The sequence below is a fragment of the Brachybacterium nesterenkovii genome (assembly GCF_900163655.1).
GTDB lineage: Bacteria > Actinomycetota > Actinomycetes > Actinomycetales > Dermabacteraceae > Brachybacterium > Brachybacterium nesterenkovii.
On record NZ_FWFG01000081.1, the window covers coordinates 47,774 to 62,402 of the forward strand.

The 14,629-nt window shown below is 72.9% G+C and carries 11 protein-coding genes; 5 read left to right on the forward strand and 6 right to left on the reverse strand.

The window, feature by feature from the left end; genetic code table 11:
* Nucleotides 1–15 precede the first annotated feature (15 nt).
* Entirely contained in the window at nt 16–1,002 is a 987-nt protein-coding gene (locus FM110_RS09280; protein WP_407641041.1) for a sugar phosphate isomerase/epimerase family protein, read from the reverse strand.
* A gap of 126 nt (nt 1,003–1,128) precedes the next feature.
* Here FM110_RS09280 and FM110_RS09285 point away from each other — a divergent pair, with 126 nt between their 5' ends.
* Nucleotides 1,129–1,740 (forward strand): thymidine kinase, encoded by a 612-nt coding sequence (locus FM110_RS09285; protein WP_087104485.1) that lies wholly within the window; start codon nt 1,129–1,131, stop codon nt 1,738–1,740.
* A 207-nt stretch (nt 1,741–1,947) separates the two neighbouring features.
* Here the strand turns inward: FM110_RS09285 and FM110_RS09290 are convergent, their stop codons facing one another.
* Entirely contained in the window at nt 1,948–2,337 is a 390-nt protein-coding gene (locus FM110_RS09290) for a hypothetical protein (RefSeq protein ID WP_087104486.1), read from the reverse strand.
* 333 nt (nt 2,338–2,670) lie between these two features.
* Between FM110_RS09290 and FM110_RS09295 the strand changes: the two genes are divergently transcribed.
* A complete protein-coding gene (locus FM110_RS09295; protein WP_234992142.1) occupies nt 2,671–6,105 on the forward strand; it encodes a bifunctional proline dehydrogenase/L-glutamate gamma-semialdehyde dehydrogenase in 3,435 nt (1,144 codons plus the stop codon).
* 114 nt (nt 6,106–6,219) lie between these two features.
* On the opposite strand, the gene FM110_RS09300 is transcribed toward FM110_RS09295, so the two are convergent.
* On the reverse strand, nt 6,220–7,599 hold the full coding sequence (locus FM110_RS09300; protein WP_087104487.1) for a UTP--glucose-1-phosphate uridylyltransferase: 1,380 nt from the start codon (nt 7,597–7,599) through the stop codon (nt 6,220–6,222).
* Nucleotides 7,600–7,752: 153 nt separating this feature from the next.
* Here FM110_RS09300 and metG point away from each other — a divergent pair, with 153 nt between their 5' ends.
* Together metG and FM110_RS09310 are read left to right on the forward strand one after the other, a co-directional pair.
* Nucleotides 7,753–9,549, forward strand: coding sequence for a methionine--tRNA ligase (gene metG, locus FM110_RS09305; RefSeq protein ID WP_087104488.1), 1,797 nt, complete (start codon nt 7,753–7,755; stop codon nt 9,547–9,549).
* Between the two features lie 269 nt (nt 9,550–9,818).
* Nucleotides 9,819–10,028 (forward strand): hypothetical protein, encoded by a 210-nt coding sequence (locus FM110_RS09310; protein ID WP_087104489.1) that lies wholly within the window; start codon nt 9,819–9,821, stop codon nt 10,026–10,028.
* Here FM110_RS09310 and FM110_RS09315 read toward each other — a convergent pair.
* From FM110_RS09315 to FM110_RS09325, 3 genes are all read right to left on the reverse strand, one after another.
* Entirely contained in the window at nt 10,009–11,301 is a 1,293-nt protein-coding gene (locus FM110_RS09315; protein WP_087104490.1) for an O-acetylhomoserine aminocarboxypropyltransferase/cysteine synthase family protein, read from the reverse strand. The genes FM110_RS09310 and FM110_RS09315 overlap by 20 nt on opposite strands.
* A 146-nt stretch (nt 11,302–11,447) precedes the next feature.
* The gene (locus FM110_RS09320; protein WP_087104491.1) at nt 11,448–12,110 is read right to left on the reverse strand and encodes a DNA-3-methyladenine glycosylase I; all 663 of its coding nucleotides are present in this window, start codon (nt 12,108–12,110) and stop codon (nt 11,448–11,450) included.
* The gene (locus FM110_RS09325; RefSeq protein WP_234992144.1) at nt 12,107–13,033 is read right to left on the reverse strand and encodes a siderophore-interacting protein; all 927 of its coding nucleotides are present in this window, start codon (nt 13,031–13,033) and stop codon (nt 12,107–12,109) included. The genes FM110_RS09320 and FM110_RS09325 overlap by 4 nt, the downstream gene beginning before the upstream one ends.
* 85 nt (nt 13,034–13,118) lie before the next feature.
* Here FM110_RS09325 and FM110_RS09330 point away from each other — a divergent pair, with 85 nt between their 5' ends.
* The gene (locus FM110_RS09330; RefSeq protein WP_087104492.1) at nt 13,119–14,612 is read left to right on the forward strand and encodes a phytoene desaturase family protein; all 1,494 of its coding nucleotides are present in this window, start codon (nt 13,119–13,121) and stop codon (nt 14,610–14,612) included.
* Nucleotides 14,613–14,629 lie beyond the last annotated feature (17 nt).

Genomic DNA, 14,629 nt, shown 5'->3' on the forward strand with positions numbered 1-14,629 from the left:
CAGGCCGCTGTGCCGTCAGGCAGCGGTCCCGTCGGCGCTGGTCCCGTCGGCGGGAGTCCCGTCGGCCGCCTGGCCCAGGTGGGCCCGGGTGAACCGCAGGCACTGGCGCAGGACGTCCTCCCGAGCGGTCGGTCCGCGGCGACCGCTCGTGGAGACCTCGAGCAGAACGGATCCCTCCCAGCCGCGGTTGGCCAGGCGCCGCAGCACCTCGGCGCACGGCTGATTGCCCGCCCCGGGTGGCAGGTGCTCGTCCTTGGTGGTGTCGCCGGAGCCGTCGGCCATGTGCACGTGGGCCAGGCGGTCGCCCAGGCGGTCGATCATCGCCAGCGCGTCATCGCCGGCGGTCGCCGCGTGCGAGAGGTCCACGGTCACGTGCGCATAGTCCTCGTCGGTCGGGTCGTGGTCGGGCAGGTAGATCATGGCCTCGCGCACCCCGAGGCGCCAGGGGTACATGTTCTCCACCGCGATCGCGACGCCGTACTCGGCCTCGAGCTTGCCCACGCCCTCGACGAACTCCGTCGCATAGGAGCCCTGCCAGCGGAACGGCGGGTGGGCGACCACGGTCGGGCAGTCGAGCTCACGGGCCATCCGGACGCTCTTCTCGAGCTTCGCCCACGGGTCCCACCCCCACACGTGCTGCAGGAGGAACAGGGTGGGGGCGTGCAGCGACAGGATCGGCTGGCGGTACTCGGCCGACAGCGCCCGCAGGGTCGCCACGTCCCGCGTCGCGGCCTCGACGGAGATCATGACCTCGACCCCGTCGTAGCCGATGTGCCGGGAGAAGCGGAAGCAGTCCTCGACCTTGAGGGGGAACACCGACGAGCTCGACAGGCCGACGGGGATGCGACGGGCGGGCTCGCAGTCGCTCAGCGGGTCGCCAGCGCTGAGACGACGGCGGAGGTTGTCGCGGCTGGCCCGGTGGGCGCGGTTGCTGCGCGTGAGCGGCTTGCGCGGAGGCCGAGGCCCTCCCGCGCGCAGCGGTCGGGGTCGCATGGGACTCACCAGGTGCTCCTTGTCGGCGGATGCGAGAGCTGTCGGCTCGGACGAGCGCGGGATCCAGTATGGCGCAGCCGCCTTCCCCGGCGAGGGCCTCCGGTCCCCCGCACCCGGGCGACCTAGACTGCTGCGATGGCCAAGCTGCATTTCAAGTACGGGGCGATGAACTCCGGCAAGTCCGACACGCTGATCAAGACGGCGTACAACTACGCCGAGCGAGGCCTGGCCACTCTCACCGTTAAGCCGGCCCTGGACACCAAGGGCGAGGACTGGGTCGTGGCGCGCGGAGGCGCCCGGCGCCGGGTGGACGTGCTCGTGGCGGAGGGCGAGGACCTCCGGGCGCGGATCCGCGCGGCGGCCGCGGCGCAGGGCGATCAGCCGCTGCACTGCGTGCTCGTCGACGAGTCCCAGTTCCTCTCCCCCGCGCAGATCGACCAGCTGTTCCTCGTCGCCAAGCGCGACGACGTCTCGGTCATCTGCTATGGCCTGCGCACGGACTTCCTGGCCCACGAGTTCCCGGGCTCGCGGCGCCTGTTCGAGCTCGCCGACAACTTCGAGAAGCTGCCCACGATGTGCCGCTGCGGCTCGCAGGCGGAGTTCAACTGCCGCGTGGTCGACGGGCGCCACGTGTTCGAGGGCGATCAGGTTGCCATCGACGACGGCGCCGTGGTCACCTACGAGTCCCTGTGCGGGGCGTGCTTCATGCGCGAGCAGGACGCGGCGGGCGCGCGCGTCATCGGCTGACGCCGCCGCAGCGGGCAGGGCCCGACGGGAGCAGGGCCAGACGGGACCCGAGCGCGATGGCCGCACCGCGGGTGCGATGAGCGGGCTGTGCGGTACACCGGCGGCACCATGCGCGGACGACGAGACGGGGCGGCCCGGGGAGTGATCCCCGGGCCGCCCCGTCTGCCGCTTGGCGCCGGTCATGCACGACGCCTGCTGTGCGAGCCGTCAGCTCTCGAGCGGGCGGTCCCCGACCTCGGCGTCGCCGCCGATCGCGGCGGAGTCGCGGCTGTCGGTGTCGGCATCGGGAGCGGTGTCGGCGTCGGGAGCGGTGTCGGCGTCAGCGCGATGGGTCGCGCTCGAGGCCTTCTCCTTCGCCGTGGCGGCGGCGCTGGACGCCTTCTCCTTGGCCGCGGCGGCGACCTCGGGGGCGCGCTCCTTGACCGTGGCGGCGGCGTCCTGCGCGGCGGCGCGGGCCTTGTCGGCCTGCTCCTGCACGCGCGGGTCCTGGACGAACTGGCGGGCCTGGGCCTCGAGCTTGTCGTAGGTCTCGCGCCCCGAGCGGGCGCCGACGACGAACCCGATGCCGAGACCGGCGAGGAAGATGAGCTTCTTCATGGGAGATACCTCCTGGTGGAATGCATCGGACCGGGCCATGGTGCCACAGCAAAGTGCCGCAGGTCACTGCACGGGGGATCCGCCCGACCGTCCGGTCGACGTCCCGATCGAGGCCCCGTCGAGATCCCTGCCCGATCCCCGCCGCGGTTCCGGCTGCGATCCCGGCTCTTATCCGAATGCTTCCGGGGCATCCCGTATCGGTCCCGGGGATCGTCGCCACGCCGTAGCATCGGATGCGGCGCTGTCGCACCCGGCGGACGCCCCACGACCCCCTCATCTCTTCCGCACAGCCGCGCGGTCGCGGCCGTGCCCCGTCGTGACCAGGAGACGCAGTTGTCCTTCACCCAGAACGCCGCCACGGCGGCCCCGTCCGTGACCCCTGAGGCCGTCAGCGAGCAGGTGCGCTCGTGGGTGGCGGCCGCCGCGAAGCGGCCCGCGCCCGCCCAGGCGCGGATGCTCGCCGATCTGCTCAAGGACCCGAAGGGACTGGACTTCACGGTCGCCTTCGTCGACCGCGTGATCCGCCCCGAGGATCCGCGTGCCGCGGCGGTCGAGTTGCGCCGCCTGGCCCAGGACTCGCCGGCGTTCCTGCCCCCCGCGCTGCGCCGGATCTTCTCCTTCGGCGCCGCCGCCTCGCCGCTGGCTCCCCAGGTGGTCGTCCCCGCCGCCCGGGCGGTCATGCGCCGCATGGTCTCCCACCTGATCCTCGACGCGCGCGACGCGCAGCTCGGCAGGGCCATCGCACGCCTCAGGGCCGACGGCACGCAGCTGAACATCAACCTGCTGGGCGAGGCCGTGCTCGGGGCGAAGGAGGCGCGACGGCGCCTGGCCGGGGTCCAGCGCCTGCTCGCACGCCCCGACGTCGACTACGCCTCGATCAAGGTCTCCTCGATCGTCGACCACCTCGCGATGTGGGGCGCCGAGGAGACGAAGGAGCACGTCGTCTCCACCCTGCTGCCGCTCTACCTCGACGCCGCGCGCGCCGAGAGCCCGAAGTTCATCAACATGGACATGGAGGAGTACCGCGACCTCGAGCTCACCCTCGACGTCTTCGAGACCCTCCTGGACCGGCCCGAGCTCATGGGGCTGCGCACCGGCATCGTGCTGCAGGCCTACCTTCCCGACGCCGCGCGCGCCCTGGCGCGTTTGCAGGCCTTCGCCGCCGACCGGGTCGCCCGCGGCGGCGCCCCGATCAAGGTGCGCGTGGTCAAGGGCGCGAACCTCGCCATGGAGCAGGTGGAGGCCTCCCTGCACGGGCTCGAGCAGGCGCCGCTGCACTCCAAGGAGGAGGCGGACGCCCAGTACAAGCGGGTGCTGCTCGCCGCCCTGACGCCGGAGTCCCTGCGCTCCCTGCACGTCGGCGTCGCCGGGCACAACCTGTTCGACGTCGCCTTCGCGCACCTGCTGCTGACCGAGCGGGGCATCGCGCCGGGCGATCCGTCGGTCGAGTTCGAGATGCTCGCGGGCATGGCGCCGGGCCAGCAGCAGGTGGTGCGCGACGCCGTCGGCTCGATGCGCCTGTACGTGCCGGTGGTCTCCCCGCGCGAGTTCGACGTCGCCGTCTCCTACCTCGTGCGGCGCCTCGAGGAGAACGGCTCCTCGGAGAACTTCATGTCCGCCGTGTTCGAGCTCGACTCGAGCGCGGAGCTCTTCGCCCGCGAGGAGGAGCGCTTCCGCCTGGCGCTGGCCCGGGCGCTGCGTGAGGAGGCGCGCCCGACCCACCGCGACCAGGACCGCACCGCCGAGGCCCGCGCGGGCCTCCCCGAGCTCGGGTCCCGGGTGCTGCCGGCCAAGCCCGGACGCTTCGCGAACACCCCCGACTCGGATCTGTCGACCCGCGCGAACCAGGAGTGGGCCGCCGCGATCACGCGCCGGATCCCCTCCTCGACCGCGGGCATCGCCGAGGCGGACGCGGCCCGCATCTCGAGCGTCGACGAGGTCGACGCCGCGATCGAGCGGGCCCTGAGGGGCCAGAGCGCGTGGAGCGCTCGTCCCGTCGCCGAGCGCGCCGGGGTGCTGCGCGAGGCCGCCCGCCTGTTCTCGGTCCGCCGCGCGGAGCTGCTGGAGGTGGCCGCGTCCGAGACGGGCAAGATGCTCGAGCAGGGCGACCCCGAGGTGAGCGAGGCGATCGACTTCCTCCTCTACTACGCGGACCGGATGGAGGCCCTCGCCGCCGATGCGGACCTGCGCATCGCCCCGCGCCGCCTCACGCTCGTGACGCCCCCGTGGAACTTCCCCCTCGCGATCCCGACCGGCGGCATGGCGGCGGCCCTCGTCACCGGCTCGTCCGTGATCGTCAAGCCGGCTCCGCAGGCGCGGCGCTGCGGCGCCGTCCTGGTCGCCCTGCTGCACGACGCGGGCGTGCCCGAGGACGCGCTGATCCTGCTGGACGCGCCGGAGAACGAGGTGGGGCGCGCCCTGGTCTCCGACCCCCGCATCGACCAGCTCATCCTCACCGGCGCCTACGACACCGCGACCCTCTTCGCGCAGTGGCGCCCGCAGCTGCGGATCAAGGCGGAGACGAGCGGCAAGAACGCGATCATCGTGACGCCCCAGGCGGATCTCGACCTCGCCGCCAAGGACGTGGCCCTGAGCGCCTTCGGGCACGCGGGCCAGAAGTGCTCGGCGGCCTCGCTCGTGATCACCGTGGGCTCGGTGACGCGCTCCCGCCGCTTCCGCTCGCAGCTGGCCGACGCCGTCCTGAGCCTGCGCGTCGGGTACCCGACCGACCCCACCGCCCAGGTGGGCCCGGTGATCGAGAAGGCCGAGGGCAAGCTGGCGTCCGGGCTGACGACGCTCGGTCCCGGTGAGGAGTGGCTCGCCCGTCCCGAGCAGCTCGACGAGACCGGTCGCCTGTGGTCCTCCGGGGTGCGCGACGGCGTCGCCGAGGGCTCGGAGTACCACCGCACCGAGTACTTCGGCCCGATCCTCGGTCTCATGCACGCGGACACGCTCGAGGACGCGATCCGCATGCAGAACGGCACCGACTACGGGCTCACGGCGGGTCTGCACTCCCTCGACCCGGCCGAGATCTCCCTGTGGACCTCCCGCGTCGAGGCAGGGAACCTCTACATCAACCGCGGCATCACGGGCGCGATCGTGGAGCGCCAGGCCTTCGGCGGCTGGAAGCGCTCGGCGATCGGGCAGACCGCGAAGGCGGGCGGCCCGAACTACCTCGTGCACCTGGTGGACGTGGCCGACGCCCGCGAGACGGACGAGGAGGCCTGGCTCGACGCCGCCCGCCACTCCGACCGCGAGCACATGGCCACGACGTTCGCCGCGAGGGACCCCCAGGACCTCCACGGCGAGATCAACGTCCTGCGCCACCTGCCCGTCTCGACCGTGATCCGCGCGGCCGCGGGCACGACACCGGCGCAGCTGCGCCGCGTCCTGCACGCCGCGGCGACCGCGGGCGCCGACGTGGAGCTGTCGGTGGCCGATCCTGGTCTGCGCGAGGTCGCCGAGCCGCTGGTCGACGGCGCCCCGCTGGCCGTCGAGACGGCCGAGCAGTTCGCCGGGCGCATCGGCGCGCTGTCCCGCACGCGGGTGCGTCTGATCGGCGAGGCCGATGACGCCCTGCTCGAGGCGGTGGCGTCGCGGGTCGAGGTGGCCCTGTTCACCGGCGCCCCGGTGATGAGCGGGCGCGTCGAGCTGCTCGCGTTCCTGCACGAGCAGGCGATCAGCGCGACCGACCACCGCTTCGGCAACCCCCTCCCCCATGCGCTCGACCTCGTCGGGCCGGGCGGGTACCGGCGCGGGCGGGACTGATACCCGACAGAAGTGGGCGTGGGAGAGCCGGTCACCTGCACATATGCGGGTGACCGGCTCTCCCACGCCCATCTCTGCAGGCGCAGGCTCCTCAGCTCTGCAGGCGCAGGCTGCTCAGCCCTCGATGACGGTCCCGTCGGGGATCTCGCGCGGGTCCTCCGCGGTGACGCGGGCCTCGCCGCGGGCGATGACGCCCGCGCCGAAGACGTGGTCGCCCTCGACGCTCAGCGAGCGCGCCTCGCGGATCGAGGGGACACCGGCCGGGAAGCGCTCGTCGAAGTCGCCGATCAGCTTGTAGTGCTCGGCATCCAGGGACACCGTCGGCACCGTCTCGACGCGCTGGACGAGGGCCCGGCGGTCGTCGAGGTCGTAGGCGTCCGAGCGCACCAGCAGCAGGTCGCTCGTGGCCTTGACGGGCAGGAAGCGGTCGCGGCCGACGACGATCGCGGTCGCCCCCTCGAAGACCTCGATCGCGGCGCCCATCGCGGACTCGATCTGGTACACGGGGGTCGACGTCTTGTCGGCGGGGTCGACGGTCTTCTCGTTGCGGATCAGCGGCAGCGGCATGACTCCGTCGTTGGCCTTCAGCACCTCGTCGAGCTTGACCAGGTCGAACCACAGGTTGTTGGTGTGGAAGAACGGGTGGCGGTGCTCGTCGGTGAAGAAGTCCATCTCCTCGGGCGGCGTCTGCGCGGTGTCGCGCAGGATGAGGCGGCCGTCGGCCTTGCGGACGGCGAGGTGGCCGCCCTTGCGGTCCGCGGGGGTGCGGCGGCACAGCTCGGCGGCGTACGGAGCGCCGGAGGAGGCGAACCAGGAGGCGATGACGGGGTTGGGGATGGTGCCGAGGTTGTCGGAGTTGGAGACCGAGGCGTACCGGAAGCCCGCGTCGAGGAGCTGCTGGAGCACGCCGGAGGTCTGCAGGGCGGTGTAGAGGTCGCCGTGGCCGGGCGGGCACCACTCGAGCGAGGGATCGGCCTTCCAGTCGACGGGGGTGAGGTCGTCGGTGCGGAGCTTGGGCTCCTTGTTCTGCAGGAAGTCGAGCGGGAGGTCACCCACGGGCAGGTCCGGGTACTTCGCGAGGACCTCGAGGGTGTCGGCCTGCGTGCGGAAGGAGTTCATGAACAGCAGCGGGAGGCGGGCCCCGGTCGCACGGCGCGCCGCGAGCACCTGCTCGACGATGAGCTCGAGGAAGCTCTTGCCGTCGCGCACGGGCAGCAGGGACTTGGCGCGGTCCATTCCCATGGACGTGCCCAGGCCGCCGTTGAGGTTGATGACGACCAGCTTGTCGAAGACCTCCTTGGCCTGGAAGGGGTCCATGCGGACGTCCTCGAGGCGCTGCGGGTCGAGGTAGGGCTCGATGGTGTCCTCGGGGATGGAGCCGGTCACCCCCTGCTCGAGCTGATCGTAGTAGCGGGTGAAGACGTCGATCGCGGTCTGCGGGACGCCCTCCTCCCGCATCTTGCGCTGGGCCTGGGAGAGTCCTTCTGTGCTCATGGCCGACAGGCTATCGGCCCGGGGCCGGACGCCCCGTGCGCCTCGCCTGCGCGTCCCGTGCTCCCTCCCTGCGCCTCCCATGCTCCGTCGCCTGAGCGTCCCACCCCTCCGCACCGCACAGAGACGCGAGCACGCCCCGTAGAATCGGCTCCCATGAGCACAGTCCTGTCCGCGGTCGCCTGGCCGTACGCCAACGGTCCCCGCCACATCGGCCACGTCGCCGGCTTCGGCGTCCCCTCCGACGTCTTCTCGCGCTACATGCGCATGGCGGGCCACGACGTGCTCATGGTCTCGGGCACCGACGAGCACGGCACGCCGATCCTCGTGGCCGCCGACGCTGAGGGCATCTCCGCTCGGGAGCTCGCCGATCGCAACAACCGCGTGATCGTCGAGGACCTCGTCGCGCTGGGCCTGTCCTACGACCTGTTCACGCGCACCACCACGGTCAATCACTACAGCGTGGTCCAGGAGATGTTCCGGACCGTCCGCGACAACGGCTACATGCTCGAGCAGACGACGCACGGTGCGATCTCCCCGTCGACCGGCCGCACCCTGCCCGACCGCTACATCGAGGGCACGTGCCCGATCTGCGGCGCAGGCGGTGCACGCGGCGACCAGTGCGACACCTGCGGCAACCAGCTGGACCCGACCGACCTCATCGACCCGGTCTCCCGCATCAACGGCGAGACCCCGGAGTTCGTCGAGACCACCCACTACTTCCTCGACCTGCCCGCGCTCGCCGCGGAGCTGGGCCGCTGGCTCGACGAGCGCGAGGCGACGGGGCTGTGGCGCCCCAACGTCATCCGCTTCTCCCAGAACATCCTGGGCGAGATCCGGCCGCGCGCGATGACGCGCGACATCGACTGGGGGATCCCGGTCCCGGGCTGGGAGGACCAGCCGACCAAGCGCCTGTACGTGTGGTTCGACGCCGTGATCGGCTACCTGTCCGCGTCGATCGAGTGGGCACGCCGCAGCGGCGATCCCGAGGCGTGGCGGCGCTGGTGGAACGACCCGGAGACGCTGTCGTACTACTTCATGGGCAAGGACAACATCGTCTTCCACTCCCAGATCTGGCCGGCGGAGCTGATCGGCCACAACGGCCGCGGCGACAAGGGCGGCGAGCCCGGCGTCTACGGCGAGCTGAACCTGCCCACCGAGGTGGTCTCGAGCGAGTTCCTCACGATGGAGGGCAAGAAGTTCTCCTCGTCCAAGGGCGTCGTCATCTACGTGCGCGACGTGCTCGAGCGCTACCAGCCCGATGCCCTGCGCTACTTCATCTCCGCCGCGGGCCCCGAGAACCAGGACGCCGACTTCACGTGGGCCGAGTTCGTGGCGCGCACCAACAACGAGCTCGTGGCGGGCTGGGGCAACCTGGTCAACCGCACGGCCGCGATGATCGCCAAGAGCTTCGGCGAGATCCCCCCGCTCGGCGAGCTCGAGGACGTCGACCGCGAGCTGCTCGGCCAGATCGAGGCGGGCTTCGCGACCGTCGGCCACCTCATCGAGACCCACCGCCAGCGCGCGGCCCTCACGGAGGTCATGCGCCTGGTGGGCGAGGCCAACGCGTACGTCTCGCGCACCGAGCCGTTCCGCATGAAGGGCGAGGACCAGCGCGAGCGCCTGGGCACCGTGCTGCACGTGCTGGCGCAGGCCGTCACGGATCTCAACACGATGATGGCGCCGTTCCTGCCGCATGCCGCCAATGAGGTCGAGAAGGCCCTGGGCGGTGATCGCGTGATCGCGCCGATGCCCGAGATCCGCGAGGTCGAGGACCTCGACGGCGGGCCCGCCTACCCGATCATCACCGGCGACTACACGGACGTCCCCGCGTGGGAGCACCGGGAGATCTCCGCGGGTGCTCCGGTGTCCAAGCCGTCGCCGATCTTCGTCAAGCTCGACCCGAAGATCGTCGAGGAGGAGCTCGCGCGGCTCGGCATCGAGCAGGCCTGAGGCGGCGTCTCGTCGCCACGATCGCGGCGACGAGACCTCGACGCGACGGCCCTGACGCCGCGATCTCGACGCGGCGGTTCCTCGAGATGGTCCTGTTCGGCGCCCTCACGTTCCATCCGTGGAACGTGAGGGCGCCGATCTCGTGCGGGGAGCGCGACATCGAGGCGGCGCGCTCCCCCACGCGCTCCGAACGGTGAGCAGGCAGTGATCGTTACTCACACTTTTAGCGGAAGTGTGAGTAACGTCCGCCCCGGTCGGCGTGCGGTAGCGTGCCGGACACGGCGACGCGATGCGATCAGTGCGGCAAGAAGCTCCGGGGCAGCGGCCACCAGACCTATACGCGCACGCTGTGCGCCTCGTGCAACGACGCGTACATGGGCGCCGCGGCCGGTCTGATCGCCGGCGGCGACGTCGAGACCGGCATCGCCACGGCAGGCTGGTACCAGCGGATCCGCAAGCTCACGCGGCGAGAGCGCTGATTCCCGACGCGGCGGCGAGCCCGCGGGCGAGGTCCGCGCGGAGATCCTCGACGTCCTCGAGACCGATGGACAGGCGCACCGTCCCGTCCCCGGCACCGCAGACCGCGCGCCGTGCGGGCGGCAGGTGGCTGTGCGTCGTCGTCGCCGGATGGCACGCGAGGGTGCGGACGTCGCCGATGTTCACGGCGATCGTGCACAGCTCGAGCGCGTCGCAGAAGGCCTCGGCGGCGGCCTCTCCCCCGCTCAGGTCGATGCTGAACACGCCCGCGGTGCCGCGGGGGAAGTCCCGGGCGATGATCCGGGCGTCGGGCCTGCCCGGGGCGCTCGGGTGGTTCACGCGCGCGACCTGCGCCTGCGATCCGAGCCAGTCGGCGAGATCGGCCGCCGTGGCGCTGATGCGCGCCATCCGCAGGTCGAGGGTCTCGATCCCCTGCAGCACGGCATGGGCGCTTGCGGCCGGGAGGGTGGCGCCGAAGTCGGTCACGTACTTCGCGCGGGCGTAGGCCAGCAGCGGCGTGCAGCCGGGGCCGCGCTCATCGGCGAACACGACGCCGAAGCGCGCGCTGGCCTCGGTGAGGCGGGGCCAGCGCTCGGGACATCGGCGCGGGTCGAAGCGCCCGGTGTCCACGATGACCCCGGCCATCGCGGCGCCGTGGCCGGAGAGGTACTTGGTCGCGGAGTGCACCACGACGTCGGCGCCGTGGTCGCCGGGGCGGTAGAGGGCGGGGGTCGCGAGCGTCGAGTCGACGACGACGGCGACGTCGCGGGCGTGGGCGATCGCGCTGATCGCGTCGAGGTCCACCGCCTCGCAGCCGGGGTTGGCGAGCGATTCGACGAGGACGGCCCGGGTCTCGGGCCGGATCGCGCGCTCCCAGGCGGTCAGGTCCCAGGGGTCGACGGTCGTGATCTCGACGCCGAGGTCGGCCAGGGTGTCGGTGAGGAACTCGGTGGTCCCGCCGTACAGGCGCTCGGAGGCGACCAGGTGGGTGCCCGGTGCGAGCAGAGCGCACAGGGCGATCGTGGTCGCAGCCTGCCCGCTCGCGACGGCGAGCGCGGCCGCACCGCCCTCGAGCGCGGCGACGCGCTCCTCGAGCACCCGGGTGGTGGGATTGCCGGACCGGGCGTAGGCGAAGCCCTCGCGGCGCCGGGCGAACAGGTCGCGCAGGTCGGCGTGGGTGGCGTGGGCGTAGGCGGTGGAGGCGTGGATCGGCGGGACGATCGAGCCGTGCGGGTCCTGTGCGTCCCATCCGGCGTGCACGTGCTGGGTTCCCATCGCTCCTCCTCATCCGCTGCCGGTGCCGCGTGGACCAGCGCCTCCAGGGTGCGCGGCGCCGCGGGGCGAGCGGAACCGGTGTGACGGACTGTGACGCGCTCCGGCACCGCGCCAGAGGGCACGGCGCGCTCCAGCGCACGCGCTCATCACTGGCGGGGCGTGCCGTCCTCGTTCCAGATGCCGGAGCTGCCGCGGCGGTGGGAGCCCAGCAGGTGGGTGTCGACGATGCCGAGCGCCTCCATGAGAGCGAACATCGTGGTGGGGCCGACGAAGCGGAAGCCGTGGCGCTTGAGCTCCTTCGCGAGCGCGATCGATGCGGGGCTCGAGGAGGGGACCTCCGCGAAGGAGGCCGGGCGCGGCGTGGTCGGTGGTCGGTGGGACCAGACGAGGTCGGCGAGCGTGGCACCGGGGCCGAGGTCTCCGCGCGGACCGAGCCCCTCGGCATCGCGCAGGGCGACGGCGGCGCGGGCGTTGGCGATCGTGGCCTCGATCTTCCCGCGGTGGCGGATGATCCCGGTGTCCTGGAGCAGGCGCTCGATGTCGGTCTCGTCGAACGCGGCGACCGCATCGGGCTCGAAGCGGGCGAAGGCGCGGCGGAAGCCCTCGCGGCGTCGCAGGATCGTGGCCCAGGACAGGCCCGATTGGAAGGCCTCGAGGCTCAGGCGCTCGAACACGCCCCGCTGATCGCGGATGGGCATGCCCCATTCGGTGTCGTAGTACTCGCGCAGATCGTCGTGGCGGCTGGCCCAGACCGGGCGGACGAGGCCGTCGGCGCCGGTGACCAGGTCGGCGGAGGCGTCGGCCGTCACTCGTCGATCCGCCCGATCGGCTCGCGCTTCTCGGCCTGGAAGCGGTCCTCGACGCGCCCGAGGGCCCAGTAGGCGGAGATGGACAGGCGGTCGCGGGGGATGCCCTTGTCGACCACGAGGATGCGGCGCAGCTGCTTGATGATCCCGCGCTCGCCGTGCACGAAGGCGTCGAGCGCGCTCGGGTCCTCGATCTCGAGGGAGGCGGCGGTCTCGAGGAGCAGCTCGCGCGCCCCGATGAGGTACTGGATGCGCACGCCGTCGGGGGCGGTGAGGTGCAGGCGGTCGCCCTCGTGCTCGAGCTGGATGACGGCGCGGCCCCGGGCGTCCTCGGGCAGGGCCTCGAGCGCCGCCGCGATCGCCGGGAGCGCCGAGTGGTCGCCGATGAACAGGTGCTGCGCGGCGGCGGGGTCGGGGCTGTAGGCGCCGCCGGCCCCGCGAAGGGCGACGCGGTCGCCGGGGAGCGCGCTGTCGGCCCAGGTCGCGGCGACGCCCTCGAGCTCGCCGTCGCCGTGGAGGACCACGTCGATGTCGAGGCGCTGCGCTGCGGTGTCCCAGTGGCGCACGGTGTAGGTGCGGATCCGCGGGAGGTCCTCGGGGCGCTCGCGCCGCAGGGCCTCCATGTCGTAGGGCGGGGTCAGGCCGGAGGCCGGGTCCGGCAGCAGCAGCTTGACGTAGCGGTCGGTCGCGTCGTTGCACGAGAGGTCGGCGATGCCGGGGCCGCCAAGGGAGATGCGCAGCAGCGACGGCGACAGGCGGGTGCGATCGATGACCTCGAGCACCGCCTGGGGGCGCTCGGGGCGCTTGGCGCGGGGGGCGGATTCGCCCGATCGGCCGGGTCCGCCGCGGCCGTGCTCTCCCGGAGGCACAGCGGGTGCGGGGCGGGTCGAGGCGGCGTCGGCGGCGCGATCGTTCGGGCTCATCATGCCCACCACCCTAGAGGGGATGCGCGGCGCGGAGATCCGACGCAGGTCGGAGGACGTCCCGGGATCGTGCACCTACGCTCGTGGAATGCAGTCATCATCCGACGCTCCTGACGTCCTCGTCGTCGGCTCGGGACCGAACGGTCTTGCGGCCGCAGTGGTCTGCGCCCGGGCGGGCCTGTCGGTGCAGGTCCGCGAGGCGCAGCTGACGCCCGGCGGAGGCGCCCGAACAGAACCGGGCCCGGTCCCCGGGATCGTGCACGACGTGTGCTCCGCGGTGCATCCGCTCGCGCTCGCGAGCCCGTTCCTGCGCGCCGTCGATCTGCCCGCGCGCGGAGTGGAGCTGAGGGCGCCCGAGGCGTCGTATGCGCATGTGGTCGATGCGCGGCGGACGGCGATCGCCTGGCGGGACATCGAGCGCACCGCCGCTGGTCTCGGCTCCGACGGGCGGGCGTGGAGCCGGATGCTCGGCCCGCTGGCCGAGGACGCCGGGACCGTCGCCGCCCTCGCGCTCGGGGACAAACGCTCGCTGCCCGCGGAGGCTCTCGCGCCGCGGGGCCTGGGCACTGCTGTGCGCCTCGGCACCGCGATCGGGATGCAGGGCACCCGCGCGTGGGATGCCCCGTTCCGGACGGAGGCCGCACGGGCGCTGCTGGCGGGCGTCGCCGCTCACGCGATCACGCCGCTGCCCTCCCTCGCCGCGGGCGGGACGGCCCTGCTGCTGGCGACGCTGGCGCATGCGGAGGGCTGGCCGATCCCCGTCGGCGGGAGCCGCGCGATCACCGATGCGCTCCTGGCCGACCTGCACGCCCACGGCGGCGTCGTCACGACGTCCGATCCGGTGGACTCGCTCCCCCGCCCCGGTGCGCCCGGTTCCCCGCGGGCCGCGGTGCTGGACACGAGCGCCGACGAGGCGCTGCGCCTGCTCGCCGACCGCCTGCCCTCGCATGCCGCGCGCGGCCTGCGGCGCCTGGGCCACGGCGGGGCGGCCGCCAAGGTCGACCTCGTCCTGTCCGGGCCGATCCCCTGGGCCGACCCCGCTGTCGCTCACGCGGGGACGGTGCATCTGGGCGGAACGCGCACCGAGATGGCGGCGGCCGAGCGCGCGGTGCTGCGCGGGCGTCTGCCCGATCGCCCGATGATCCTTCTCAGCGACCCCGTCGTCGCCGATCCCTCGCGGAAGGTCGACGGCCTGCGCCCGATCTGGGCCTATGCGCACGTCCCGCTCGACTGCCCGCTCGACCCCGTGGAGCTGGTGCTCGAGCGGATCGAGGAGGCCGCTCCCGGGACCCGGGATCTCGTCGTCGCGGCCCGCGGCATCCCGGCCGCCGGGATGCACGAGCACAATGCCTCGCTGATCGGCGGGGACATCGCCCAGGGCACGGTGACGATGGCCCGGATGCTCGCCCGGCCCCGCGCCGCACGGGATCCGTGGCACCTGGCCGACGGGGCGTACCTGTGCTCGGGCGCGGCGATCCCCGGCCCGGGCGTGCACGGGATGGGCGGGTGGTTCGCGGCGCGCTCGCTGCTGCGCCGCGAGTTCGGGATCCTCCAGATGCCAGGGGTCGGGCCGCGGCGGTGAGGGCGCTCAGGGGGTGA